A 24,345-nucleotide genomic window follows, 5' to 3' on the forward strand; every position below is an offset into this window, starting at 1 on the left:
TATTACCCCGCAGTAAAGTGGAGGTAACTGCAATGGAAAGTAGGACAACTGTGGTCCATGAAGCACGGGCTGACCCGGCGTCCGGTGGCGAACCGCCTTCACCTCAACGCACCGTAAGCCAGCGGTCCGCCCGACTTCCCCGGGACGAACGCCGGGCGCAGCTCCTCGCGGCGGCCCAGGAGGTCTTTGTCGCCAATGGTTACCACGGCGCAGCGATGGACGAGATCGCCGAAACGGCCCATGTGAGCAAGCCGGTCCTTTACCAACACTTTCCCTCGAAGCGCGAGCTGTACCTTGCCCTGCTGGACAGTCATTTGAGCTCCCTGACCGACCTCATGCTCGGCGCCCTCAGCTCCACGATTGACAACAAAGAACGCGTCCAGGCCGTGATGCGGGCGTACTACCGCTTTATCGCCAGCGACGACCAGGCCCACCGCCTGGTATTCGAATCTGACCTGATCAACGATCCTGATGTCAGTTCCCGCCTGGAAACCTTCAATAAAACGTTCGCCGACGCCGTCGCCCGGGTTATTGCCGAAGACACCAAGCTGCCCCATCTGGAAGCACAGCTCCTGGGGCGGGGCCTGGCAGGAATGGCCCAGGTCAGCGCGCGGTACTGGCTGGAAACGGACGGAAATCTCGACCTCGATGTGGCCAGCGACCTCATCTATCGTTTAGCTTGGCGCGGAATCTCTCGCTTCCCCAAAGAGACCTAGACTACAAATAAGAGAACCCAAGAAACTTTGATTGGCTGGGAGGCCCCTTTTGGAAATTAAGATCGGCATTCAGAACATTGGCCGCGAAATCGTACTTGAATCGGCGCAGGATGCCGATTCCGTGGCTACGGTCGTTGAAGAAGCGATCACCAAGGGCACCGAGCTCCGGCTGAAAGATGACAAGGGACGCATCATCATCGTTCCGGGAAATGCCCTGGGATACGTTGAAATCGGCGCAGAAGAGGCCCGCAAGGTCGGCTTCGGCCAGTTCTAGCGGGCCGCCGGCCACCCGAACGCCATGGGCGGACATCCGTTGCCTTTTGAGGAGATTCAATGCTTTCGCTGACGATTGTTGTACTGGTGACCGTTGCCGCGGGCTTTATTGTCTGGGCCAATGACAAACGGCATGCCAAGTACGGCATGGGGCTGCCCGCGGGAGTTGCCACCGCGGTCGGCGCGTTGAGCTGGATCATCTTCATGGCTGCCGGCTTTGGCTACTTGCCGGGCCTGACCTGGATTCCCTGGGTCCTGCCCATGGTGCTGGGGGCCGCAGCTGCCTTGGGTGCTGCGGTATACCTAGGACGCACCAGGTCGCGCTATGACACCCGCCGGCTGACGGCGGCGCTCAAGCTCTGACCAGGCTCACCCCGGCGGCTGATTTTCTGCCTCCGTGCAGAGGCGCAGCCTGTTGCCTTGTGAATCCGTGACCACCACCCAGTCGGGTGCGTGGTCACGGTTCATTAAAGCGCCGGTAGCCCCGGTCTTCTCGAGGACGGCCGCAGACTCAGCCAGGCTTCTATGGATGTCCAGATGGATCCGGCTGCTGTTGGGTTTGGGTGGCGCGTGGAACCGCACGGACGGGCCCCGTCCGTAGGGATCCACCAGGTCTGTGCCGGGGCCTTGTTTGTATCCCAGGGCAACGCGCCACACCTCTGCGATTTCAGTGGCGTCAGGGGTGCCGATGCCTATTTCAACGGTCCGGTGCAGGCCGGGCTCCGCAGTTGCTCCGACGTCCGCTGCGGCGGAACTCGCCGAAACCGCCGCCGTGACGTCCCGTGAGGTGACCACGCCGCCGGCGTCATGGGAGGTGTAGCGCAGGAACACGCGGTTGTACCGCCAGTCGAGGTCCGGGTGGTGGTTTTGTTCTTCGGCGAGTCGTCCGACGGCGGCGATCAGCATCAGCGCGGCGGCCGCCGTCGGCGTTTTGTACACAGTCACGAGTCCACCGAGGCGGTACCGCCAGTCCGGGAGGCTGCCCAGTGCCTCCTCGATGCCGGACCTGGTGAGTGCCTCTTGCTGACCGGCCACCGCTGGCTCCTCGCGTCGTCCTTGGAAGTACGGCACCGGGGGTCGTCAACAGGGGGTCAGAGGAACTCTGCCCGGCCTTCCATGGCCGACGACGCCAGGGCGTGCTCGCGGCGCGGTATCCGCCCGGCCGCTTTCGCCAGCCTACCGGCGATCACAGCGTGTTTGAAGGCCTCTCCCATGAGCGCCGGGTTCTGGGCACGGGTGACCGCCGTGGCCAGCAGGACGGCGTCGCAACCCAGTTCCATGGCGAGCGCAGCGTCCGAGGCGGTCCCGATGCCGGCGTCCAGCACGACGGGAACGGACGCCCTGGACACGATGAGCTCGATGTTATGCGGGTTGAGGATGCCCAGCCCGGTACCAATGGGCGATCCCAGCGGCATCACCGCCGTCGCGCCGAGGTTTTCGAGCCGCAGCGCCAGGACGGGGTCGTCGTTGGTGTAGGCAAACACTTTGAAGCCCCGGTTCACGAGCTGTTCGGTGGCGTCAACCAGCTCCACGGCGTCAGGGAGGAGAGTCTGCTCGTCGGCGATTACCTCAAGCTTGACCCAGTCCGTTTCGAGCGCTTCGCGGGCCAGTTCGGCTGTCATGACGGCGTCCCGCGCCGTGAAGCAGCCTGCGGTATTGGGCAGGACCCGGATTCCGTGGTCCACCAGGAGCTGGAAAAGGGAGCCGGTTTCGGCCGGCGAGTATCGCCGCATGGCCACCGTGGTCAGCTCTGTTCCAGATGCCAGAAGGGCCGTACCCAGCCCGTCCAGGCTCGGAGCCCCGCCGGTGCCCATGATCAGGCGCGATCCGAGTTCGACGCCGTCGATCAGCAGGGGATCCTGGTGTCCGGTCTGGTTTAGGGTGTTGATGGTGCGTGTTTCCATGCTTCAGCCTCCTTGGACTGCTGTGACCAGCTCGACGTCGTCACCCTCGGCGAGCGCCGTGACGTACCACTGGCTGCGGGGTACTACTTCGGAGTTGTGCGCCACGGCCACACCCAGTTTCTGCCCGTCCGTCGCTTGACCGTTCGCGGCCAGGGAACGGCCGGTGACCTGGCTGACCAGGGTGGTGATCGACGCACCGTCGGACACGTCGTGCTGAAGACCGTTAAGGGTGATGTTCATGCGGATTCCTTGGTGGGTTGAAATGTGGCGGTGTGCTGCCCGGAGAACCTGGCCGGGCCGAACGGGAGCCAGCGCGGGTCCCCGCGTCCGTCCATCAGCTCCCGGCAGATGGCTGCCGCTGCAGGCATGAGCAACACCCCGTGGCGAAAGAATCCGGTGGCAACAATAAGGCCGGCCACGTGTCCCTCGCTCTCCGGGAGCTGGACGCGGCCCAGCAGCGGAGCATTGTCCGGCGTAGCAGGACGCGCCCTCGCCGTGCATTCGAGCAGCTCAAGCTCGGAGACAGCCGGCACCAGGACCTGGGCGTCCCGGAGCAGCTGGTAGACGCCGCCCGCTGACACTCCGGCTGCCGACGCTCCTGTGCCGTCCCGGCTTTGCTCCAGGCTTGGGGAAGCCAATGCGTCCTCGCGTTGGGTGGCACCGATGACCACTGTGCCGTCGCGCCTGGGGACGATGTAGACAGGGACTCCCCGCACCAGGCCGCGGACGGTGGCCGTCACCAGCGGGCGCAGATGCTCCGGGACGCGCAGCCGGAGGATATCGCCGTGCACCGGACGCAGCGGCAACCGGAGGCCCTCGGGCAGTCCGCCTAAAGTTGCTGCGTGAAGCCCGTTCGCCACGACGGTTTCCCCTGCGGTGACCGATCCCCCACCGGCCAGCCTGGCACCCGTGACAGCGCCGTCCTTCCAGATCAGCGACGACGCACGTTCGGCAACGGCGAATCCGTCGTGGGCGCCCGGCACCCCGGATCCCGATCCTTCCCCGTGGCCGGCCAGCGCTTCCCGCAGGCATGCCACCAGCTTCCGCGGATCCACCTGGTGGTCAGCGGGAATGTCCAGGGCGCAGGAGATCGCGGGGCTGAGGAGGGCTTCGCGGTTCCTCGCCTCCCTCACCGTCAGCGGTTCAACGTCCAGCCCGTGTGCCATTTGTACTATACGCAGGTCCATCAGGGCACGGCGGTCGGCGGAGTCGGCACCAATCGCCAGCGTGGGAGTGGGAAGGTACCCGGCGTCGCCGGGGGCGTCCCGGGCCAGGTCCGCCGCGAACGCCGGCCACAGCCCCGATGATTCAAGCATCAGCCCCAGGAGGTCTTCCTCCTGGTAGTGCAATTCACTCACCGGGGCGAGCATGCCGGCCGCAGCCCAGCTCGCACCGGAGCCCGGTGCGTCATCAATGACCACCGCCGAACGGCCAGAGCGCCTGGCTTCCCAGGCTATGCCGTGGCCAATCACACCACCGCCGATAACGGCGACGTCAGCATGGAGGTCAGCTGGAGCGGCAGCGGACAAACTGCCGGAGGACCGGATCATGGGTTCCTTCCCTACGCCGGTATTAGCCGGATCAGGTCAAGCGGTCGGCTCTGACGCCCTCTCAGCCCGGCGCTTTATGACAGCTGCCGCAGGCTCCCGCAGTACCTGCCCAGTTTAGAGGAACTACTCTGGTTTCCATGAACGCCGCCCTTTCTGACAGCAGTGCCCTTTCCACCGGCGCACTCCAGCCCCCCAGCCCTGCAGCCCTCAGCGGTGCCCGGCTGTACCTGTGCACGGATGCACGCAAGGAGCGCGGCGACTTTGCCCGGTTTGTTGATGCGGCATTTACCGGCGGTGTGGACATCATCCAGCTCCGTGACAAGACCATTGAGGCTGCCGAGGAGCTGGACCTGCTTGCGGCTGTGAAGGAGGCCGCACAGCGCCACGGACGGCTCTGGGCCGTCAACGACCGCGCCGACGTCGCGGTGCTGTCCGGCGCACCGGTCTTCCATGTCGGCCAAAAGGACCTGCCTTTGGAGGCAGCACGCACCCTGTTGAACGGAAACGCAGCGATTGGGCTGTCCACCCACACCACGGCACAGATCGACGACGCCATCCGGGCGTCCGCTGCAGTGACTGCAGCGCCCACAGGACTGGACTATTTCTGCGTCGGTCCTGTCTGGGCCACGCCCACCAAACCCGGCCGGGCCGCCGTCGGCCTTGACCTCGTCAAATATGCGGCGGGAGCGGTCAAGCAGGCTGCCGCCGTTCCCGGCGTGGCGGCGGTACCCTGGTTCGCCATCGGGGGCATTGACCTGGGGAATGTGGAGCAAGTGGTTGAAGCGGGCGCCAGCCGCGTCGTGGTGGTCCGGGCCATCACCGAAGCCTCCGATCCCGCCGAAGCCGCCGCGGCGCTGCTGCAGGCCCTGGACGCGGCCAGCTCCTAGCACTCAGCACCGGGGGGGCACAATGGCGTGCACTATCACCGGAAATCGGGCTACGCTGAATTTCGTGTCACATCATCGGCTGACCCCAAACGTCCACGAGCACACCAATGCGCTCGAGGAAGCACTGAGTGCGCTGCGGACCGAGCTGGAATTGCCGGGTGACTATCCTGCAGAGGCCGTCCGTGACGCTGAGGCCGCAGTCGCCGCCCGGCAGCTCCCCGAGGCCGATCTGACAGGTGTTGACTTCCTCACCATTGATCCGGAGTCGTCAACCGATCTTGACCAGGCCCTGTTCATTGAGCGCGCCGGCAGCGGCTACCGGGTTCTCTACGCCATCGCCGATGTCCCCGCTTTCGTGGTGCCCGGCGGCCCTCTGGACGCCGAGACGCGCCGCCGGGGGCAGACATTCTACGCGCCAGACGGCCGCATCCCGCTTCATCCGGAGGTCATCAGCGAGGGTGCCGGAAGCCTTCTGGCAGGCCAGCTTTGCTCTGCCTTTGTGTGGGACTTCCAGCTGGACCAGGCGGCCCGGGCCACGTCCGTGTCCGTCCAAAGGGCCCGGGTCCGCAGCCGGGCCAAGCTCAGCTACAAGGGGGCCCAGGCGGAACTCGATGCCGGAACTGCCTCGCCGGTGTTGCAGCTCCTGAAGGAAGTAGGCCTTAAGCGCGTTGAGCTGGAACGGGAACGCGACGGCGCGAGCCTGAACATGCCCGAGCAGGAGATCGTGCAGCTTCCCGACGGCGGCTACCGGATTGCCGCGGCTCCACAACTCCCGGTGGAGGACTGGAACGCCCAGATCTCCCTGATGACCGGAATGGCTGCGGCGAAGCTGATGCTTGAGGGCAAAGTCGGCATCCTGCGAACCATGCCTGCACCTGACGAACGGTCCTTGGGGCACTTCCGGCTCCAGACCGAGGTACTGGGCAAACCCTGGGACGGGGAAGCCGGCTATGGCGAATACCTCCGGACGCTTGACCCTACCGACCCGCGGCAGTTGGCCATCCTGCACTCGGCCGGAATGCTCTTCCGTGGGGCCAGTTACACGGCGTTCGATGGTGAGATTCCTGAAGACGCCCGCCAGTCCGCGATCGGCGCGGCGTATGCGCACACTACCGCTCCGCTGCGGCGGCTGGTTGACCGCTTTGTGCTGGTGATCTGCGAGGCACTCAGCAATGGCAGCGAAGTTCCGGCGTGGGCGCGCGAGGCGCTGCCCTCCCTGCCGATGATCATGGCCGGTTCCGATCAGCTGGCTTCCCGGATGGAGCGGCTGGCCCTGGACACCGTGGAGGCAGCCCTGTTGGTCAACCATGTGGGGCAGGAGTTTGACGCGATCGTCATTTCGGGGTCGAAGCCGCAGAAGGATAACGGCAACGGAAAGGGCGGCAACGGCTCCAACGGCAACGGCAGGAACGGGAACGGACCGTCGGGCATCATCCAGATTGCGGAGCCCGCGGTCACGGCGCGCTGCGCGGGCGACCTCGAATCCGGCACCAAGGTCCGTGTCCGGCTTCTCTCCTCGGACATCGCCACGCGGGAAGTCCATTTCGAGCTGGTGGAGTAGCCGCGGGGCGGCCGAAAGGGCCCAAAGCCGGGTTTAGGACTGCTTGCCGGTAGACTGAAGGAGTAGATATGGATGCCCGGTCGTTGATTTCCTTGATTTTGAACTCAACAAGCCCGCCCCTACGCGATCTTGAGATACGCCCGCTGGTCACCAGTGCCAGCAATTAGATAGCCCGCGATCGGCTTCCACTGGATTTGCTTGCGCGCTTCGAGCGTGCTCCGGAACGGCCTTGTTGGCCGGCCCGTTGAGCAGGCAGCGCCAATGCCCAAATGAATAAGGAAACTCACCTGTGAGTGAATTGCATACGCACCAGCTTCTGATTGACGATTCCGGCCTTGAGGTCCTCGAGCCGGAAGAGACCATCATCTCGGACGAAAAGCCGCACGAGATCGAGGAGAAATCCTTCGCCGACTTCAACGTCCGCGCCGATATCGTGGAGTCCCTGGCCGACGCCGGGATCACCCACCCGTTCCCCATCCAGGCCATGACCCTGCCGGTGGCCCTTTCAGGCCACGACATCATCGGACAGGCCAAGACCGGTACCGGCAAGACGTTGGGCTTCGGCATCCCCGCGCTGCAGCGCGTTGTGGGCCGGGACGACGCCGGCTTCGACAAGCTTGCCGTCCCGGGCGCCCCGCAGGCGCTCGTGATCGTGCCCACCCGCGAGCTCGCCGTGCAGGTAGCCAACGACCTCCAGACCGCCTCCCGCAAGCGCAATGCCCGCATCGCCACCATCTACGGCGGCCGCGCGTACGAGCCCCAGGTGGAGGCCCTGCAGAACGGCGTCGAAGTGGTCGTCGGCACCCCCGGCCGCCTGATCGACCTCTACAAGCAGAAGCACCTGAGCCTGAAGAACGTCAAGATCGTCATCCTCGACGAAGCCGACGAAATGCTGGACCTTGGCTTCCTGCCGGACGTCGAGACCCTCATTGCAGGTACCCCCGCGGTGCGCCAGACGCTGCTGTTCTCCGCCACCATGCCCGGCCCTGTCATCGCCATGGCCCGTCGCTACATGACGCAGCCCACCCACATCCGGGCAGCTGATCCGGAAGACGAAGGGCTCACCAAGCGCGACATCCGCCAGCTCATTTACCGTGCCCACAGCATGGACAAGATTGAGGTTGTGGCGCGCATCCTGCAGGCCCGCGGCCGTGGCCGGACCATCATCTTCACGAAGACCAAGCGGACTGCCGCAAAGGTGGCCGAGGAGCTGGTGGACCGCGGATTCGCGGCTGCCGCCATCCACGGTGACCTGGGCCAGGGCGCCCGCGAGCAGGCACTGCGTGCCTTCCGCAACAACAAGGTGGACGTCCTCGTTGCAACGGACGTCGCCGCCCGCGGTATCGACGTCGACGACGTCACGCACGTCATCAACTACCAGTGCGTTGAGGACGAAAAGATCTACCTGCACCGGGTGGGCCGCACCGGCCGCGCCGGCAACAAGGGCACGGCCGTCACGTTTGTGGACTGGGACGACATGCCCCGCTGGGGCCTCATCAACAAGGCTTTGGGCCTCAGTGTCCCCGAGCCCGTTGAAACATACTCCTCCTCGCCGCACCTCTTCGAAGAGCTGGACATTCCGGAGGGGACCAAGGGCCGCCTGCCCCGCAACAAGCGGACGCTCGCCGGTGTTGACGCCGAAGTCCTCGAGGACCTGGGCGAGACCGGCAAGAAGAACTCGCGCAGTGGACGGGACAATGCGAAGGACAGCGGCCGCGACGCCGGGCGTGACAGCAGCCGTGACCGCGCACGCTCATCCAGCCGCCGCAGCGGCACTGAAACGGCCGGCCGCTCAGGTGAGCGCCGCCGTCGTACGTCAGACGCGGCGACGGCCGGCACAGGTCCCGCCGCGGAACCGGCGGCTTCGGCCCCGGCCGACGGCGACCAGTCACGCACGCGCCGCAGCCGGACCCGCACCCGCCGCCGCAACGGCGAAGTGGTGGCCGGTGGCGACAACGGCGCACAGCCGGGCAGCGCCGAGGCCTAAAAGCCTCAATGACTGAATCTGTCTGGGCGCCGGACGGCAGCAACCTGGTGGTACACGCGGATAACGCGGAGTTCCTCCCCTCGCTGCCGGACGGCGCCTTCACACTCATTTACGTGGACCCGCCGTTCAACACCGGGCGGGCCCAGCGGCGCCAGGAAACGCGGATGGTTGTCAACGCTGAAGGTTCCGGGGACCGGGTGGGCTTCAAAGGACGCTCCTACGACACCATCAAGGGCGCCCTGCACCGGTACGACGACGCCTTCAGCGATTACTGGTCGTTCCTGGAGCCCCGGCTGGTGGAGGCCTGGCGGCTCCTGGCGGACGACGGCACGCTGTACCTTCACCTGGACTACCGTGAGGTGCACTACGCCAAGGTGATGCTGGACGCCATCTTCGGCCGGGAATGCTTCCTGAATGAGATTATCTGGGCCTACGACTACGGGGCCAGGGCCAAGTTCCGTTGGCCCACCAAACACGACAACATCCTCGTGTATGTGAAGAACCCGGCGAAGTACCATTTCGACAGCGCCGAGGTTGACCGGGAGCCGTACATGGCCCCCGGCCTGGTAACTCCTGCCAAGCGTGAGCTCGGCAAGCTGCCCACCGACGTCTGGTGGCACACGATTGTCTCGCCCACGGGCAAGGAAAAGACCGGCTACCCCACGCAGAAGCCCGAGGGGCTCGTCCGCCGCGTGGTGGCCGCTTCAAGCCGGCCCGGGGACTGGTGCCTGGACTTCTTCGCCGGATCGGGAACCCTCGGCGCCGTGGCGGCCAAGCTGGACCGGAAGTTCGTGTGCGTGGACCAGAACCGGCCGGCCATCGACGTGATGGCCAAGCGTCTGGGTGCGCGCGCGACTTTCACCTCCTTCCCGCCCACCTAGGTAGCAGCAGATGTCGTTTTGAGCCTTCAAAACGACATGTGCTGCTACCTAGTTGGGAGAGGCGCCTTGCTCAGGGGCGGACGATGGCGGTTCCCGTGCCCAGCTCCTCGATCCGCGCCAGCACTTCCGGGGCCGTCAGGTTCTCCCCGAACAGGTTGGGCTTGCCCGTGCCGTGGTAGTCGGAAGACCCCGTAATCAGCAATCCGTGCTTCGCCGCGAGACCGCGGAGGAACTCCCGGCCCTCCTCGGGATTGTCCCGGTGATCGACCTCCAGGCCGGCCAGGCCGGCGTCGATCATCTCCCGGTAGGTCCGCTCCCCCACGATCCGTCCGCGTGCCGAGGCCACCGGGTGCGCAAAGACCGGCACTCCGCCGGCGGCACGGACCAGCTCGACGGCGGAGGCCGGGTCGGGCGCGTAGTGCTGGACAAAGTAGCGTGAACGGGACGTCAGGATGGATGTGAACGCCTCCGAGCGGTCAGCCACGACGCCCGCCGCCACCAGCGCATCCGCGATGTGCGGGCGGCCCAGCGTTGCGCCCGGCGCCACCTGGTGGATCACGTCGTCCCACGTTAGCGGGTAGTCCTCCGCGAGCAGTGTAACCATGCGCTCGGCCCGGGTGAGGCGGGCGTCTTTGGCCTTCGTGATCTCCTCCAGCAGCCCCGGATGCTCCGGGTCGTGCAGGTAGCTCAGAAGGTGCACGCTGATTCCCTGGTCCGTGCGGCAGGAGACCTCCATGCCCGGAACGAGCGACAACCCGGATTGGACGGCGGCCAGCGACGCCTCAGCCCAGCCGTCCGTGGAGTCGTGATCGGTCAACGCCACGACATCCAGTCCCGCCCGGGCAGCGGAAGCCATCACATCGGCGGGGGTTTCCGTGCCGTCGGAAACGTTGGAGTGGGCATGCAGGTCAATCCTCACCTGCACAGCCTAGTTGACGGCGTTCGCCCTGGTATTCGCCGTAGTCTCAGTGCTGGTGAGACGATGGTGCCGTGAACGATGCCGAAAACACCCTGAACTCTGCTTCCCAGCCCTTCGAAGAGCGTGTCAACAACCGCTCGCAGCGGCCCAGTTCCGATGCCTTCAAGGCCTTTATGGCCAGCAACTGGGCACCTGCCAGCCAGGAACTGCCGGCGCGCGACGCCGTGGCCAGTTACGCCGCGACCCGGCGTAAGGCCATCTCCGACCAGTTCAAAGGCGAACGCCTGGTCATTCCTGCAGGGCCGCTGAAGGTCCGCTCCAACGACTGCGACTACCGCTTCCGTCCGCACTCCGCCTTCGCACACCTCACCGGTCTGGGCCTGGACCATGAGCCGGACGCCGTACTCATCCTGGAACCCGTTGGCGAAGGAAAGGGCGACGACGGCGGCCACCACCGCGCAACCCTGTACTTCCGTCCGCTGGCCGGCCGGGACACGGAACAGTTCTACGCCGACTCACGGTCCGGCGAGTTCTGGATCGGTGCCCGCCCCACCCTCGCGGAGTTTGAAGCCCGCCTCGGCCTGCCCACCGCTCACATCGATGGACTCGAAACAGCCGTCACCAAGAACGTGGGAGCCCCCGAGATCGGCGGCATCTCCATCCGCCTCGTCCGCAAGGTGGATGAGAACATTGACGCCCTGGTGGACACGGCACGCTACAACACGGCCAAGGATCCGGACAACCTGGACCTCGCGGTCCTGGACGCGCTGGATGAAAAACTCTCCGAGGCCCTGTCCGAACTCCGCCTCCTGAAGGATGAGTGGGAGATCGAACAGATGAAGACCGCCGTGGCCGCGACGGTCGAAGGTTTTGTCGAGGTGGTCAAGTCCCTTCCGCGCGCCCTGACCCATGCACGTGGTGAGCGGGTTGTGGAGGGCGCCTTCTTTGCTCGTGCCCGCGAGATCGGCAACGAACTCGGTTACGACACCATCGCCGCCTCCGGAAACAACGCCACCGTGCTGCACTGGACCCGCAACACCGGAAGCATCAGCGCCGGAGAGCTGCTGCTCCTCGACGCCGGTGTGGAGGCCGACTCCCTCTACACGGCCGATGTCACCCGCACGTTGCCGGCCAACGGCAGGTTCACCGACATCCAGCGCAAGGTCTACGACGCGGTCCTCGACGCCGCCGACGCAGGATTCGCCGCCGCCCGGCCCGGAACCAAGTTCCGGGACATCCACACCGCCGCCACCACGGTGCTCGCCGAACGCCTCGCGGAGTGGGGCCTGCTCCCCGTCAGCGTGGAGGAAGCGGTCAGCCCCGAAGGGCAGCAGCACCGTCGCTGGATGCCGCACGGCACCAGCCACCACCTTGGCCTGGACGTGCACGACTGCGCCCAGGCCAAGCGGGAGCTGTACCTCGACGGCATCCTCACGGAGGGCATGGTCTTCACCATCGAACCGGGCCTCTATTTCAAGAACGAGGACCTGGGCATCCCCGAGGAATACCGCGGCATTGGCGTCAGGATCGAGGACGACGTCCTGATGACGGCCGACGGTCCCATTAACCTCAGCGCAGCGCTGCCCCGAAAAGCCGGCGACGTCGAGTCGTGGATGGCGGGCATCTACCGGGAAGCCAACGGCGAAGGCAGCCAGCAGGCCACCGCGTAGACGCGGGCCGGGTTAGGCGCGAACGGACACTTGAGCCCCGGGGCTTAAGTGTCCGTTCGCGCTTAACCCGGCAGGGTTGGGGCGTATTGGCTAGGAGCCCGCCTGGTCCCCGTCCCGGTCCCGCTCGGGCGCTGTTTCCGGCTGGCGTGCAGGCTGCCCGGCACCCTGGCGTTCGTTTCCGGGTGCTGCACTGTTGCCGGTGGGGGCGGGCGCAGGGTTGCTGACGCGCACGCCGTACTGGGGCCGTCCGTCCGGCAGGTCAGGATAACGGACCGCTGCAACAGGAGCCGGAGCAGGCTGTGCCTGGCCGTCAGCCGGCTGGCCGGGCTGTGCCGCCGACGCCGGGGCGCCCTGCGTGCCTGGGCCTTGCTGTCCGTACGGATCGTTCCAGCTGGCCGGCCTCACCGGAGCCTGCCCTTGCTGCTGGCCTGGCTGCTGGTAAGGCTGGTTGTAGTAGTCGCCCTGCGTATGGGGCCGCGGGCCTGCCGCCGCGTCAGACCGCGTCATCGGCAACTGCTGGAGCAGGCGCCGGGCTTCGAAGGCTGCCTCAGGTGAGACCACGACGTCGTAGCTGGTGGCCACCACCTGGCTGGTGGAGGTGAAGTCACGCTTTCCGCGCTGCATGGCGTAGGTAACGATGCCGAACAGCATAAAGAAAGCGGCACCCATCAGAACGGATGTCAGGATGGAGAAGTATCCCGCGGCGGGTGCGAAGAAGGACAGCATCACTCCGACAAACAGACCGAACCACATGCCGCTGAGCGCCCCCGACAATGCAACTCGGGGGTAGCTGAGTCGTCCCGTCACGCGCTCCACCATCTTGAGCTCGTTGCCCACGATGGACACCATCTGGACCGGGAACTGCTGGTCAGCGAGGTAGTCCACAGCCTTCTGGGCATCCAGATACGACGTGTAGGAACCGACGGTGTCACCAGTGGGGACGGTGCGGGACTCGTCCACGCCGTTGGGCCCGCCGGCCTTGGGAGCACCAAAAATGTTTGACATAACTCCATTCTTGCCTATCAGCATGTGTGCCGCCTGTAAATTCAGCTAAAAGAGAGCAGACTCGGTAGCCTGTAGACGTGAGCACAAATCTTTCGCGCGTCTTCGTGGCGCGCCTTCTGGGTCTTGACGTCTTCGACCCGCTGGGCGACCGTCTGGGCCGGTTGCGCGATGTTGTGGTGCTCTCACGCGGCAGCCGGGGTGCCCCCCACGTGGTGGGTATCGTCGTCGAGGTTCCGGGAAAGAAACGCGTATTTGTGCCGATGACCCGCATCACCTCGATCGACCAGACCCAGATCATCTGCACCGGCCTGGTCAACCTCCGTCGCTTCGAGCAGCGCGGCGCCGAGACACTGGTGGTGGCGGAAATGTTTGACCGCCGGGTGACGCTCCGGGATGGCAGCGGCGATGCAACCATCGAGGACATCGCCATGGACCAGCACCGTTCCGGGGACTGGTTTGTCAGCAAGCTGTTTGTCCGCCGGGGCCATTCCCTCTCGCCGCTCAGCCGACTGCGCCGCAACGAGACCATGATCATTGACTGGGCCGACGCCCTGCAGGGGGCCCGCACCGAGCCGCAGGCCGCAACGCAGTTCGTTGCCAACCATGAGGACCTGAAGCCCGCGGACTTCGCCGAGGCACTGCAGGAAATGAGCGACAAGCGCCGCTTCGAGGTGGCCAGCGAACTCCAGGATGAACGGCTTGCCGACGTCCTGCAGGAGCTCCCGGAAGATGACCAGGTGGAAATCCTCTCGGCCCTGGACCTCCAGCGCGCCGCGGACGTCCTCGAAGAGATGGACCCGGACGACGCCGCCGACCTCCTCGGTGAACTGCCCACCGCCCAGGCCGAAGAACTGCTGCAGCTCATGGAGCCTGAGGGCGCCGAAGACGTCCGGCGCTTGCTCGAATACGACGAGGACACCGCCGGCGGCCTGATGACGCCGGTGCCCGTGATCCTGCCCCCCGAGGCAACAGTTGCCGAAGCCCTGGCCCATGTCCGGCGCGAGGAACTCTCGCCCGCCCTTGCGTCGTCCATCTTCATCGCCAGGCCCCCGCTCGAGACACCCACTGGCCGTTTCCTGGGCGTCGTGCACATCCAGCAGCTCCTGCGCTTCCCGCCCTATGAGCCCCTGGGCAACCTGGTGGACAAGAACCTGGAGCCTTTGTCGGACCAGGCCCATATCAGCGAAGTGGCCAGGACCCTGGCAACCTACAACCTGAACTCCCTGCCCGTGGTCAACGACGACGGCCGGCTTGTGGGGGCGGTGACTGTTGATGACGTTTTGGATCATCTGTTACCGGATGATTGGCGCGCCCATGATGGCGAAGCCCCGATAAGAAGGCTCGGTGGCCGCATTGGCTGACAACAGTGCTCCAAAGAATCCCGGCCAGCGCGGCACGGGCAAGGCTGCCTCCAAAGGAAGCCTCGACACGCCCCTGAGCGGGCGACAGCGGATCCTGCCCAAGTTCTCCCCGGATCCGGATGCATTTGGCCATGCCACCGAGGGTTTCGCGCGTTTCATGGGCACGCCCCAGTTCCTGGTCTACATGACTGTCTTTGTCGTCATCTGGCTGGTCTGGAACACGTGGGCACCGCTGGAGTGGCAATTCGACTCCCGCGCCCTCGGCTACACCTTGCTGACCCTCATGCTGTCGCTTCAGGCGTCCTATGCTGCCCCGCTGCTGCTGCTGGCCCAGAACCGACAGGATGACCGCGACCGCGTCTCGCTGCAACAGGACCGCCAGCGCGCGGAACGCAATCTGTCCGATACCGAATATCTGACCCGTGAGCTCGCCTCGCTGCGGATCGCGCTCCGCGAGGTGGCCACGCGCGACTACGTCCGCACCGAGCTGCGTTCGTTGCTGGAGGACATGCTTGAGGCCCAGGAGGAACTGCGGACGCACGATCCCTCAGGGGCCGGCAGCCACGAAACACCACGTGACAAGGTCAAGGAGAAGCTGAAGGAGAAACGGGACCGGCAGCGGAACCCCCGCACCCAGCAAATCCCCCGGGTCAAGCCCAGCCACGCCGCCCGGCAAACCAACGTGCCGCCGCAACCGCCATCCCCCGAAACCCATACAACCCCGGAAGCCGAGTAACGCCTGCATGACTGAAACCCTCCAACGCGCGGTAAATGCTGCCTTGGCTACCGTCATCGACCCTGAACTCCGCCGCCCCATCACGGAGCTTGGCATGGTGGATTCGGTGGAAATCTCCGACGACGGCCTTGTCCGCCTGGCGGTCCTGCTCACCATTGCCGGTTGTCCCCTGCGGGACACCATTACGTCCGACGCGGAAAAGGCGCTGTCCTCGGTTCCCGGCGTCACCGCCGTCGACGTTGAACTGAAAGTCATGAACCAGGCCCAGCGCGACGCCCTGAAGGAACAGCTGCGCGGCGCCGGAGGCCAGCGCGGCATCCCCTTCAACGATCCCGGTTCGCTGACCAAGGTTTTCGCCGTGGCCAGCGGAAAGGGTGGCGTGGGAAAGTCATCCGTTACCGTCAATCTGGCCTGTGCCCTGGCAGCCCAGGGGCTCCGGGTAGGGATCGTCGATGCAGACGTGTACGGCTTCTCGGTTCCGGCGCTGATGGGCATCACCCAGGCTCCCACGCGGGTGGACGATATGATCCTGCCCCCGGTGGCGTACGGAGTCAAAGTCATCTCCATAGGGATGTTTGTCACGGCGAATCAGCCGGTTGCGTGGCGCGGTCCGATGCTCCACCGTGCGCTGGAGCAGTTTCTCACCGACGTCTACTTCGGTGACCTGGATGCGCTCTTCCTTGACCTGCCGCCGGGAACGGGCGACATCGCCATCTCAGTAGCCCAGCTGCTGCCGAAGGCGGAAATCCTGGTGGTCACCACGCCACAGGCTGCCGCGGCCGACGTCGCCGAGCGCGCCGGCGCCATCGCCACCCAGACCGGGCAGTCCCTGGCTGGCGTGATCGAGAATATGTCGTACCTGGAAATGCCCGACGGCGGCAGGATGGACCTGTTCGGAAGTGGCGGAGGGGCGGTGCTCGCCGAGCGGCTGACGGCGACAGTGGGTTCGGACGTGCCGCTGCTGGGCCAGATTCCGCTGGACATCCTCCTGCGGGAGGGCGGCGACGCCGGTTCGCCGATCGTACTGGCGCAGCCGGACACGCCGGCGGCTGCGGCACTTGCTGAAATTGCCGGCAAGCTGGCGGCAAGGCCGCGGGGGCTGACCGGGATGAAGCTGGGGCTGCAGCCGCGTTAACCGCCTGAGGTTGCGGCCCGCCAACGCCGGCCGCAGTTCGCTGCGTGGGCAGTTCCCTACGTGGCTTCGGTGTCGAAAGGCGCCGCTTCGCCGGCTGGAAGCTGCTGGACAATCCGCGCCGGGCGGGAGGAAGTTGTGGTGGCAGTGGCGGCAACTGCTGCGGTGCCGGCCACGGCTGCCACCGCTGGTGCCCCGGCGCTGACCGGTTTGGGATCGTCGTCGAGGAGCGCTTCCTTGATGATCCGCCGGGGATCGTATTGGCGTGGATCGTATTTCTTCCAGTCGACGTCGTCGATGTCGATCCCCACCTCCTCCTTGATCTGTTCGCGGGCACCGGAGGCCATGCGGCGGACTTCCTTGACCAGGTTCGCAAGTTTCTGGGTGTATTCGGGCAGCCGCTTGGGACCGATCACCAAAATGCCGATGATCAGGAGAAGGAAGAACTCCGGGCCGTTGATTCCAAACACTTTAGGAAGATTACCCTCTCCGGGGCCGTGCTGACGATTCCCGCTCTCAGGCGGCAGGAACAGCCAGGCTTAAGGCGTCAGAATCTGGACAATTCTGTGCAGGCCCCGCTGCAACCGTTCACCAAACGGTTCCGCGGCTATGCCGTTGAGTGCCGCCGGCTGCTTCGGTGCAATGCCCGCACTGACACCGGTGGCAGCGAGGGCGCTGAGCCGCTGCAGGACAGGAAGGGCGTCGTCCGCCCGGTCTGCCGGCAGGTCGGATTCGTAGGTGAGCGTGCTTTCGGCGGTTTCGAAGACGGCAGTCCAGGGGGCTGAGCTCCTGATCGACAGGCCACCGTCTGCGTTGGCCGTGCCTTCGCCGTGCTGCTCGAGGACATTGGCATAGTACTGGCCGTCGGACAGCTTCATCTCGACGGCGGGGCGGCCGTCCCGCATAATTGCCCTGGCTGAGAGGACATGGAAGCCCATGGACTCCAGTTCAGGACACACCCAGCCTTCCGTGCGCAGTCCTGCCAGCTGCTCGGCGCTCAGTTCGCGGCCGTCAGCAGGCACTTGCGTGGGCTGCTGCACGAAACTGCCCGCTACGGTATTCGCCGCCATCGGCAGCGGGTCACCGGCCAAAGCGAACGCGCTTGCTGCGAGGACGCCGGCAGCTGCCGCCGTTCCACCGGCTGCCAGGGCGAAGATCTTTGCACCACGATGTGGGCTTCGTGACGGCTCGCAGGGGGCCATGGCCAGCACGTGGGTCTGCTGCAGCAGTCGGGCAGTGAGGTCCTGGCTGGCAGGCGGGATGGCCGCTTCACGGAGCCGCTCCAGGTACTGGCGCTCTCGGTGCACCGCCGACGCGCACTCGGGGCAGGCCCTGAGATGGCTGTCGGTCCGGTGATGCCTGCGGAATAGCGGGTTATCGGAAGTCATGGGGCCGATCAGAGAATGCTGGCGATGCGTGGCATCGAAAGCTTCGGCTTGCGTGAGTGCTGGGGTCGGGGATCCCGGTGCGCCAATTTCTCCCGCAGCATGGTCCGCCCGCGGTGGATGCGCGAACGCACGGTGCCCAGCTTGACGCCGAGCGCCGCTGCCACCTCGTCGTACGACAAGCCCTCGAGGTCGCAGAGGACTACTGCCGCGCGGAAGTCCGGCGGAAGTTCCTCCAGTGCGGCCTGCACATCAAGGTCGAGGTTGTTCAGTTCGAAGCTCTGCTCCGGGCCTGGTTCACGGCCCGGGATCCGGGACTCGGCGTCCTCCGCCAGCGCGTCAAAACGGATCCGGCTCTTTCGCCGCGCCTGGTCCAGGAAGAGGTTGGTGGTGATGCGGTGGAGCCAGCCATCCAACGTTCCAGGCTTGAAGTTCTCCAATGACCTAAAGACCCGGACAAAGACCTCCTGGGTCAGGTCCTCGGCGTCGAATTTGTTTCCGGTGAGGCGGTAGGCCAGCCGGTAGACTTTCGCGGAATGGTTTGCAACCACTTCTTCCCAAGTGGGCATGATCCATTCGACTGCGGAATCTTGTGATGCAGGGACAGGTGCCACAACTGATGCTGACATCGCCCACTCCCCTCGTGGATAAGCTAACGCCCGGATACTGCTGACATCTCTGGTTCGGCGCCGATCACCGTATGGATGAGCGGATCTCTATCATTTCAAAGTTGGCTGGGAATTTCCTGATTGGCCGGCCACTTCTGCCAAAGGCGCAACACCCTGCATCCGTCGGTGGTCCCCCCGGACACAGTAGGCTGTATTCAACACTCCCCTGCCGCCCAGAAAGCGAAATCACCCATGAGCGCCGACAAGTCCACGAGCTGGTCCTATGCAGAAGATCTGCCCGCAGAGGATGAAGTCATGCTTCGTGCACGCGAACGCTCCTTTGAGCTCGGAGTCACCCCGATCGGGCGAGGCGTTGGGGCTGTGCTGACAGTGCTGGCAGCGTCCTCCAAGGCGCAGACCGCCGTCGAAATTGGGACTGGCGCCGGCGTTTCCGGCGTCTGCCTCCTGCGCGGCCTGGGACCACAGTCTGTGCTGACCACGATCGATGTGGATGTTGAACACCTGAAAGCAGCCCGGGAGGCGTTTTCCGAAGCAGGCAGCCCCGCGAACCGGACACGCACTATCTCCGGACGCGCCGGTGACGTCCTGCCGCGGCTGACCGACGCCGCTTATGACCTCGTCTTCATCGACGCCGACAAGCCGGGCTTGCCGGGCTACGTGGAACAGGCCATCCGCCTGCTGAAGTCCCGTGGACTGCTGATCGTGAATGACGCTTTGGACAAAGACCGGGTAGCCAACCCCGCGAACCGGGACGCCACCACCGTTGTGCTGCGCCAGGTGGGCAAAACCATCCGTGACGACGATCGGCTGTCCTCCACCATGCTTCCCACGGGTGACGGACTGCTGGTCGCAGTCAAGAAATAGGACCTGCGTTCGGAAAACCCGGGATCGGCACAACTTAGCGCCAAAAATGGGTCAGGGCCCGCAGCCCCAGGCCGCGGACCCTGGCCCAGCGAGATTATTCGGTAACTCCTACGAGGCATTCCTTCAGGTTTGCCGCTTCCGCAGCGTTGAGTTCAACAACAAGCCGTCCGCCGCCTTCGAGCGGCACACGCATGATAAGGCTGCGGCCCTCTTTGGTGACTTCCATAGGGCCGTCGCCGGTGCGTGGTTTCATAGCCGCCATGAGGAATTTCCCCTCCATTTAGTCCCAGGACTTACCAGCCCGGACGGGCTGTGTCCGCATGGTCAATCAAGCCGCAATGGCGGCACGTGCCGGTGCCACCATGGCTGAACATATTCTGAATGCTTTTGTCCTTGCTTACTTACTATTATCCCGTAATTACCCGCACGTAGCTAATCGATGGACATTTCCGGCCGCGTCGCATTCCTGCGCTTCGCTGCCCGGCAGCGCCGGTAATCACGGCGGATAGTCCCCTCCGCCAGGCAGTTGCGCCCAGGCCCACAGCCAGACGATCCAGACGATCTGCAGAAGGATGAACATCACGACGACTGTCCCGCGGTAGGCCCTGGAGCGGGACAACATCGCGGCACCGAGAGCCAGCGGGAACAGCGGGAGAAGCATCCTGAAGGTACTGGTCTGGGGATGCAGGAACACGAGCAGGTATGCCATGTAACAGGCGCACCACAAGCGCAATTCAACCCCGAGCTTCACCACGGGAGGACTGAACAGCATCAGGGCGAACAGCCCGGCAAAGACAAATGGAGCCAGTACCCCCAGTACGGGGCCAAAGAGATGGATGCCGGTGTCGAACCACGGCTTGAACGGCACAAGGTCGTGCCCCCGCCACACCGTCTCCGTCTTGGTGTACGCCTCGATATCACCGGTAGTGGCCCAGGCTGCGGCCGGCCAGATCAGCGCAGCAGCTCCGCTCAGGGCTGCAAGTCCTGCCAGGCCGCCGAGCTCCCCCGGGCTGTGGGCTCCAGGGCCCCGCCCGCGGCCGCGTTGCACCAGCCGGTAGACAAACAGCAGCCCCATCATGGCGGCAAACGGGACCCCCACCGGCCGGGAAAGGCACATCAGCAGCGCCACGGGCATTGCGAGGTAATACTGCCGCCGGACGACCAGGAGCAGCGCTGCCCCCAGGAGGAGGATGGTCAGGGGCTCGGCGTAGGGCACCTGGAGTATCCCGGAAACGGGGAACGTCGCGAAGAACGCGACCGCCCACATGGCCGTGCCGTGCGGCGCCCTGTGGCGGAACAGGCTGTATATCACCAGCGCCGCCCCCAGCCCTGAAACCATGGCGATGAACGCCAGGGCAGCTGCCGGGGCGATGCCGGTCAGGGCTGAAAGGGACCCACCCAAAAAGGGGAAAAGCGGATAGAACGCCCATGCGTTTTCCTGGACCTTGCCGGCAGCGTCAACCGGGAGGACGGCCGGGTAGCCGTTGCTGATGACCTCGCCGTACCACCGAGCGTCCCAGATGTTGATGAAGTTCCAGTAGTCCGGCTTGGCCGGGAACCAGGGATTGGTGTCCTGATGCAGTGCTGCGGCCATGAAAATGCAGGCACTGATCAGCCTTGCCGCCACAAAGAGTGCTGAAACCTGGAGCCACCACGGCCAGCGCCGCACGGCATCGCCCACCCGGGCTGCCAGTACGCTCATCGATCCGGCCAGGCCGGCCCTGCTTCCGGTGTCCGTACTCAAGCCCCGTCCTCCGCCGTGCTCCGGCCCGGGCCGGGCGGTGCCTGTTCCGGGTCCGGAGGATCCTGAGCCACGCGCTGCGCCTCAAGGAGCCGCGCCTTCAGCCGTTCCACTTCCTCGCGCTTGGCGGCGAGCTGGTCGCGGAGATCATCAAGCACCTGGTCCACCTGGTCCATGCGGTAACCCCGCAGGCCAAGGGAGAAACGGACACGGTCGACGTCGGCCGGCAGCGCATCGGCCGGGAGCAGGACCGGAGGGAGGTTCGCAACGGGTTGCTCGAAGCCGCCGTCAAGGAGTCCGCTTTCGAGGAGTCCACCTTCCCGGGCGCCGCCCGGGCGGCCACGCCGGAACATGGCTGCCCGGCCGCCTGCACCGGCCCAGACGACGGCGCCCACCAGCACGATGGCAAGGAAAACCAGAAAGAAGCTCACAGCATCAATCGTGCCAGATCAGGGACATCCCGCTATTCGGGCCGCTGCTCACCGTTGGACGGGGCAGGCACGGTGCCGCTGAGCACACGACGCACAGCGTCGGCAGGATCATCAACCACCTGGATCAGGTCCAGGTCCTTTTCGGAAACCATGCCCTCGGCCACCAGTGTGCCTTTGATCCATTCGATCATTGGGCCCCAGAAATCAACACCAAGCAGGACGATGGGGAACGACGTGACTTTACGCGTCTGGACCAGCACCATCGCTTCAAACAATTCGTCCAGCGTGCCAAGCCCGCCGGGAAGGACAATGAAGCCTTGGGCATACTTCACGAACATCGTCTTCCGCGCGAAGAAGTACCGGAAGTTAATGCCAAGATCCACCCACTGGTTGAGGCCCTGTTCAAAGGGAAGTTCAATGCCCAAACCCACAGATACACCGTTTCCCTCAACGGTTCCGCGGTTGGCTGCTTCCATGGATCCGGGGCCGCCGCCCGTGATCACAGCAACGCCGGCCTCCGCCAGTTTCCGGCCCACTTCCACGCCCATGTCATAGTACGGGCTCCCGGGCTTGGTCCGGGCGGAGCCGAAGACGCTGACCGCCGGGCCCAGGTCGGCCAATGCGCCGAACCCTTCAACGAACTCACTCTGAATCCTCAGCACCCGCCACGGATCGGTATGGACGAACTGCCCGGCGCCTTTTGTGTCAAGCAAATGCTGGTCAGACATTTCCACGGCCGCCTGTTTGCGACGGAGTTCAAGGGGCCCCTTACGGCGCGGCTGGGAAGTTTTGGCCGGATCTGCGTTGATGCTCATCCCCCAAGGCTAACGCCATGGCGAACGCACAGGCGGCAGGTATCTCTTGAATCACGATCCGCACGAACTTGGCGTGATTCCCGTCATAAGAGGTCTTTGTTCGCTAGATTCTTCCTATGACTACTCATGTGCCCGGCGATGCGCTCGTCTCCCTGAATGGTGTGAATAAGCATTATGGTCAGCTTCACGTTCTCAAGGACATCAACCTCAATGTCCGCAAGGGCGAGGTAGTTGTTGTCATCGGGCCGTCAGGCTCCGGCAAGTCGACACTATGCCGTGCCATCAACCGCCTGGAAACCATCGAGGGCGGCACGATCAGCATCGATGGGAAGGTGTTGCCTGAGGAAGGGAAGGAACTCGCCCGTCTGCGCGCCGACGTCGGAATGGTCTTTCAGTCCTTCAATCTGTTTGCCCACAAGACAATCCTCGAGAACGTGACCCTCGGCCCCATCAAGGTCAAGGGTGTTCCCAAGGCCCAGGCAGACAAGGAAGCCATGGCGCTGCTGGAGCGTGTGGGTGTAGGGCATCAGGCTCCCAAGCTTCCTGCCCAGCTCTCCGGCGGTCAGCAACAGCGTGTGGCCATCGCCCGCGCCCTGGCCATGAAACCGAAGGTCATGCTCTTTGACGAGCCCACCTCGGCCCTCGACCCCGAGATGATCAACGAGGTCCTGGATGTCATGATCCAACTGGCTAAAGAGGGAATGACCATGATCGTGGTGACTCACGAAATGGGCTTTGCCCGCAAGGCTGCAGACCGTGTGGTCTTCATGGCAGACGGCCAGATCGTGGAGGACGCCAAGCCGGAGGAATTCTTTACCAACCCCCAGAGCGACCGCGCAAAGGACTTCCTGTCCAAGCTCCTCACCCACTGAATCACACCTACGAACGCACACACACCAGTTCGCACTCAGGCCGTAACCCACGGCCGACCAATGAAAGGAATGTCATGAAGGCATTTATGACCCGGCGGAAGTCGTTCTTCGTGGCGGCCACCGCTGCCCTGGCGCTGTCCCTGAGCGCATGTGGCGGCACCACCCCTGGCACCACCGGCGATCCCACCGTTGCCGAGACGCCGACGTTCGCTGCTGGCACCACCATGGAGAAGCTGGCCTCCGCCGGCACCATCAAAATCGGCACCAAGTACGACCAGCCACTCTTCGGCCAGGTGGGCCTGGATGGAAAGCCCGTCGGGTTCGACGTCGAAATCGGCAAGCTGATCGCCGCCGAGCTCGGTATCCCGGCGGACAAGATCGAATGGTCCGAGACCGTTTCGGCCAACCGCGAACCCTTCATTGAGCAGGGCCGCGTTGACCTTGTGATCGCCACGTACACCATCAATGACAGGCGCAAGGAAGTTGTCAGCTTCGCAGGCCCGTACTACGAGGCCGGCCAGGCGCTGATGGTTAACAAGGACAACGACTCCATCAAGACGCCCGAGGACGTAAGGGGCAAGAAGGTTTGCTCCGTGACGGGCTCAACTCCTGCTGCCACGATCGTGGACAAGTACGGCGCAGAGCTGGTCCCGGCTGCTACTTACTCGGCGTGCCTGGAACCGCTGCGCAACAAGCAGGTTGAAGCCATCACCACCGACAACGTCATCCTTGCCGGCTTTGTGGACAAGGAGCCGGACGCCTTCAAGCTGGCCTCCGACGAAACCTTCACGAAGGAGCCCTACGGCATCGGCCTGAAGAAGGATGACACCGAGTTCCGCAACTGGATCAACGACCAGCTCGAAAAGTTCGAAGAGAACGGGTCTTACCAGAAGGCCTGGGAAGCAACCGCCGGCACCGTCATCAAGACTGTTCCGGAGCTCCCTGAGCTCGATCGCTACTAAAGTAACGCCGGCGGTTGCCGGAGTCCGCTCGCTGCGGCTCCGGCGACCGCCGCTGCCATCTTCG

The 24,345-nt window shown here is 64.8% G+C and carries 27 protein-coding genes and 1 riboswitch; of the genes, 14 read left to right on the plus strand and 13 right to left on the minus strand.

The window, feature by feature from the left end:
- Nucleotides 1–50: 50 nt before the first annotated feature.
- Genes AU175_RS18075 through AU175_RS18085 form a run of 3 tightly spaced genes read left to right on the plus strand, consistent with a single transcriptional unit; the run spans nt 51 to nt 1,352 of the window.
- The gene (locus AU175_RS18075) at nt 51–716 is read left to right on the plus strand and encodes a TetR/AcrR family transcriptional regulator (protein ID WP_066292879.1); all 666 of its coding nucleotides are present in this window, start codon (nt 51–53) and stop codon (nt 714–716) included.
- Between the two features lie 49 nt (nt 717–765).
- Complete coding sequence (locus tag AU175_RS18080) at nt 766–990, plus strand: DUF3107 domain-containing protein (RefSeq protein ID WP_066292882.1); 225 nt, start codon at nt 766–768, stop codon at nt 988–990.
- A 59-nt stretch (nt 991–1,049) separates the two neighbouring features.
- Nucleotides 1,050–1,352, plus strand: coding sequence for a hypothetical protein (locus AU175_RS18085; RefSeq protein WP_066292885.1), 303 nt, complete (start codon nt 1,050–1,052; stop codon nt 1,350–1,352).
- Between the two features lie 6 nt (nt 1,353–1,358).
- Here AU175_RS18085 and AU175_RS18090 read toward each other — a convergent pair whose 3' ends face one another.
- The 4 genes from AU175_RS18090 to thiO all read right to left on the minus strand — a co-directional run bounded on the left by AU175_RS18090 (nt 1,359) and on the right by thiO (nt 4,443).
- Nucleotides 1,359–2,024 carry a 4a-hydroxytetrahydrobiopterin dehydratase gene (locus AU175_RS18090; protein WP_066292887.1) on the minus strand — a complete coding sequence of 222 codons (666 nt, stop codon included), beginning with the start codon at nt 2,022–2,024 and terminating at the stop codon, nt 1,359–1,361.
- Nucleotides 2,025–2,080: 56 nt separating this feature from the next.
- Nucleotides 2,081–2,893: a thiazole synthase gene (locus AU175_RS18095; RefSeq protein WP_066292890.1), complete on the minus strand. Its 813-nt coding sequence runs from the start codon at nt 2,891–2,893 to the stop codon at nt 2,081–2,083.
- Between the two features lie 3 nt (nt 2,894–2,896).
- Complete coding sequence (gene thiS / locus AU175_RS18100; RefSeq protein ID WP_066292892.1) at nt 2,897–3,133, minus strand: sulfur carrier protein ThiS; 237 nt, start codon at nt 3,131–3,133, stop codon at nt 2,897–2,899.
- The gene (gene thiO / locus AU175_RS18105; protein ID WP_066292895.1) at nt 3,130–4,443 is read right to left on the minus strand and encodes a glycine oxidase ThiO; all 1,314 of its coding nucleotides are present in this window, start codon (nt 4,441–4,443) and stop codon (nt 3,130–3,132) included. The genes thiS and thiO overlap by 4 nt, the downstream gene beginning before the upstream one ends.
- Nucleotides 4,434–4,553, minus strand: a riboswitch (TPP riboswitch). It overlaps the preceding gene by 10 nt.
- Nucleotides 4,554–4,580: 27 nt before the next feature.
- Here thiO and thiE point away from each other — a divergent pair.
- From thiE to AU175_RS18125, 4 genes are all read left to right on the plus strand, one after another.
- A complete protein-coding gene (gene thiE / locus AU175_RS18110; protein WP_066292898.1) occupies nt 4,581–5,330 on the plus strand; it encodes a thiamine phosphate synthase in 750 nt (249 codons plus the stop codon).
- Between the two features lie 64 nt (nt 5,331–5,394).
- Nucleotides 5,395–6,891 carry an RNB domain-containing ribonuclease gene (locus tag AU175_RS18115; RefSeq protein WP_066292903.1) on the plus strand — a complete coding sequence of 499 codons (1,497 nt, stop codon included), beginning with the start codon at nt 5,395–5,397 and terminating at the stop codon, nt 6,889–6,891.
- Between the two features lie 289 nt (nt 6,892–7,180).
- Nucleotides 7,181–8,878, plus strand: a complete 1,698-nt coding sequence (locus AU175_RS18120) for a DEAD/DEAH box helicase (protein ID WP_066292906.1) — start codon at nt 7,181–7,183, stop codon at nt 8,876–8,878.
- A gap of 8 nt (nt 8,879–8,886) precedes the next feature.
- Nucleotides 8,887–9,759 carry a DNA-methyltransferase gene (locus AU175_RS18125; RefSeq protein WP_066292908.1) on the plus strand — a complete coding sequence of 291 codons (873 nt, stop codon included), beginning with the start codon at nt 8,887–8,889 and terminating at the stop codon, nt 9,757–9,759.
- A 70-nt stretch (nt 9,760–9,829) separates the two neighbouring features.
- On the opposite strand, the gene AU175_RS18130 is transcribed toward AU175_RS18125, so the two are convergent.
- Nucleotides 9,830–10,678 (minus strand): PHP domain-containing protein, encoded by an 849-nt coding sequence (locus AU175_RS18130; protein WP_066292910.1) that lies wholly within the window; start codon nt 10,676–10,678, stop codon nt 9,830–9,832.
- Nucleotides 10,679–10,749: 71 nt separating this feature from the next.
- On the opposite strand from AU175_RS18130, the gene AU175_RS18135 reads away from it, so the two are divergent.
- Nucleotides 10,750–12,348, plus strand: a complete 1,599-nt coding sequence (locus tag AU175_RS18135; RefSeq protein WP_066292913.1) for an aminopeptidase P family protein — start codon at nt 10,750–10,752, stop codon at nt 12,346–12,348.
- Nucleotides 12,349–12,438: 90 nt separating this feature from the next.
- Here AU175_RS18135 and AU175_RS18140 read toward each other — a convergent pair whose 3' ends face one another.
- A complete protein-coding gene (locus AU175_RS18140) occupies nt 12,439–13,353 on the minus strand; it encodes a general stress protein (RefSeq protein WP_066292916.1) in 915 nt (304 codons plus the stop codon).
- Nucleotides 13,354–13,430: 77 nt separating this feature from the next.
- Between AU175_RS18140 and AU175_RS18145 the strand changes: the two genes are divergently transcribed.
- Genes AU175_RS18145 through AU175_RS18155 form a run of 3 tightly spaced genes read left to right on the plus strand, consistent with a single transcriptional unit; the run spans nt 13,431 to nt 16,585 of the window.
- Nucleotides 13,431–14,714, plus strand: coding sequence for a magnesium transporter MgtE N-terminal domain-containing protein (locus AU175_RS18145; protein WP_066292919.1), 1,284 nt, complete (start codon nt 13,431–13,433; stop codon nt 14,712–14,714).
- On the plus strand, nt 14,698–15,450 hold the full coding sequence (locus AU175_RS18150; RefSeq protein WP_066292921.1) for a DUF1003 domain-containing protein: 753 nt from the start codon (nt 14,698–14,700) through the stop codon (nt 15,448–15,450). Before AU175_RS18145 ends, AU175_RS18150 begins: the two co-directional genes overlap by 17 nt.
- A 7-nt stretch (nt 15,451–15,457) precedes the next feature.
- The gene (locus tag AU175_RS18155; protein ID WP_066292923.1) at nt 15,458–16,585 is read left to right on the plus strand and encodes an Mrp/NBP35 family ATP-binding protein; all 1,128 of its coding nucleotides are present in this window, start codon (nt 15,458–15,460) and stop codon (nt 16,583–16,585) included.
- A 56-nt stretch (nt 16,586–16,641) separates the two neighbouring features.
- Here the strand turns inward: AU175_RS18155 and AU175_RS18160 are convergent, their stop codons facing one another.
- The 3 genes from AU175_RS18160 to sigE form a co-directional block, all read right to left on the minus strand.
- Entirely contained in the window at nt 16,642–17,052 is a 411-nt protein-coding gene (locus AU175_RS18160; protein ID WP_066292926.1) for a preprotein translocase subunit TatA, read from the minus strand.
- A 69-nt stretch (nt 17,053–17,121) separates the two neighbouring features.
- The gene (locus AU175_RS18165; protein ID WP_066292928.1) at nt 17,122–17,970 is read right to left on the minus strand and encodes a hypothetical protein; all 849 of its coding nucleotides are present in this window, start codon (nt 17,968–17,970) and stop codon (nt 17,122–17,124) included.
- 8 nt (nt 17,971–17,978) lie between these two features.
- Nucleotides 17,979–18,596, minus strand: coding sequence for an RNA polymerase sigma factor SigE (gene sigE / locus AU175_RS18170; RefSeq protein WP_066292930.1), 618 nt, complete (start codon nt 18,594–18,596; stop codon nt 17,979–17,981).
- A 231-nt stretch (nt 18,597–18,827) separates the two neighbouring features.
- Between sigE and AU175_RS18175 the strand changes: the two genes are divergently transcribed.
- Nucleotides 18,828–19,460 carry an O-methyltransferase gene (locus AU175_RS18175; protein ID WP_066292931.1) on the plus strand — a complete coding sequence of 211 codons (633 nt, stop codon included), beginning with the start codon at nt 18,828–18,830 and terminating at the stop codon, nt 19,458–19,460.
- Between the two features lie 94 nt (nt 19,461–19,554).
- On the opposite strand, the gene AU175_RS18180 is transcribed toward AU175_RS18175, so the two are convergent.
- The 4 genes from AU175_RS18180 to AU175_RS18195 all read right to left on the minus strand — a co-directional run bounded on the left by AU175_RS18180 (nt 19,555) and on the right by AU175_RS18195 (nt 22,447).
- Complete coding sequence (locus AU175_RS18180) at nt 19,555–19,722, minus strand: DUF3117 domain-containing protein (RefSeq protein ID WP_009357720.1); 168 nt, start codon at nt 19,720–19,722, stop codon at nt 19,555–19,557.
- 234 nt (nt 19,723–19,956) lie between these two features.
- A complete protein-coding gene (locus tag AU175_RS18185) occupies nt 19,957–21,162 on the minus strand; it encodes a hypothetical protein (RefSeq protein ID WP_066294450.1) in 1,206 nt (401 codons plus the stop codon).
- Nucleotides 21,163–21,200: 38 nt separating this feature from the next.
- Entirely contained in the window at nt 21,201–21,632 is a 432-nt protein-coding gene (locus tag AU175_RS18190; protein ID WP_066292932.1) for a DivIVA domain-containing protein, read from the minus strand.
- Between the two features lie 32 nt (nt 21,633–21,664).
- The gene (locus tag AU175_RS18195) at nt 21,665–22,447 is read right to left on the minus strand and encodes a TIGR00730 family Rossman fold protein (RefSeq protein WP_066292933.1); all 783 of its coding nucleotides are present in this window, start codon (nt 22,445–22,447) and stop codon (nt 21,665–21,667) included.
- Nucleotides 22,448–22,563: 116 nt separating this feature from the next.
- Between AU175_RS18195 and AU175_RS18200 the strand changes: the two genes are divergently transcribed.
- Both AU175_RS18200 and AU175_RS18205 read left to right on the plus strand, forming a co-directional pair.
- On the plus strand, nt 22,564–23,319 hold the full coding sequence (locus tag AU175_RS18200) for an amino acid ABC transporter ATP-binding protein (RefSeq protein ID WP_066292935.1): 756 nt from the start codon (nt 22,564–22,566) through the stop codon (nt 23,317–23,319).
- 74 nt (nt 23,320–23,393) lie between these two features.
- Entirely contained in the window at nt 23,394–24,281 is an 888-nt protein-coding gene (locus AU175_RS18205; RefSeq protein WP_066292936.1) for a glutamate ABC transporter substrate-binding protein, read from the plus strand.
- Nucleotides 24,282–24,345 lie beyond the last annotated feature (64 nt).

It is taken from the genome of Arthrobacter sp. B6 (assembly GCF_001663775.1).
Lineage (GTDB): Bacteria > Actinomycetota > Actinomycetes > Actinomycetales > Micrococcaceae > Arthrobacter.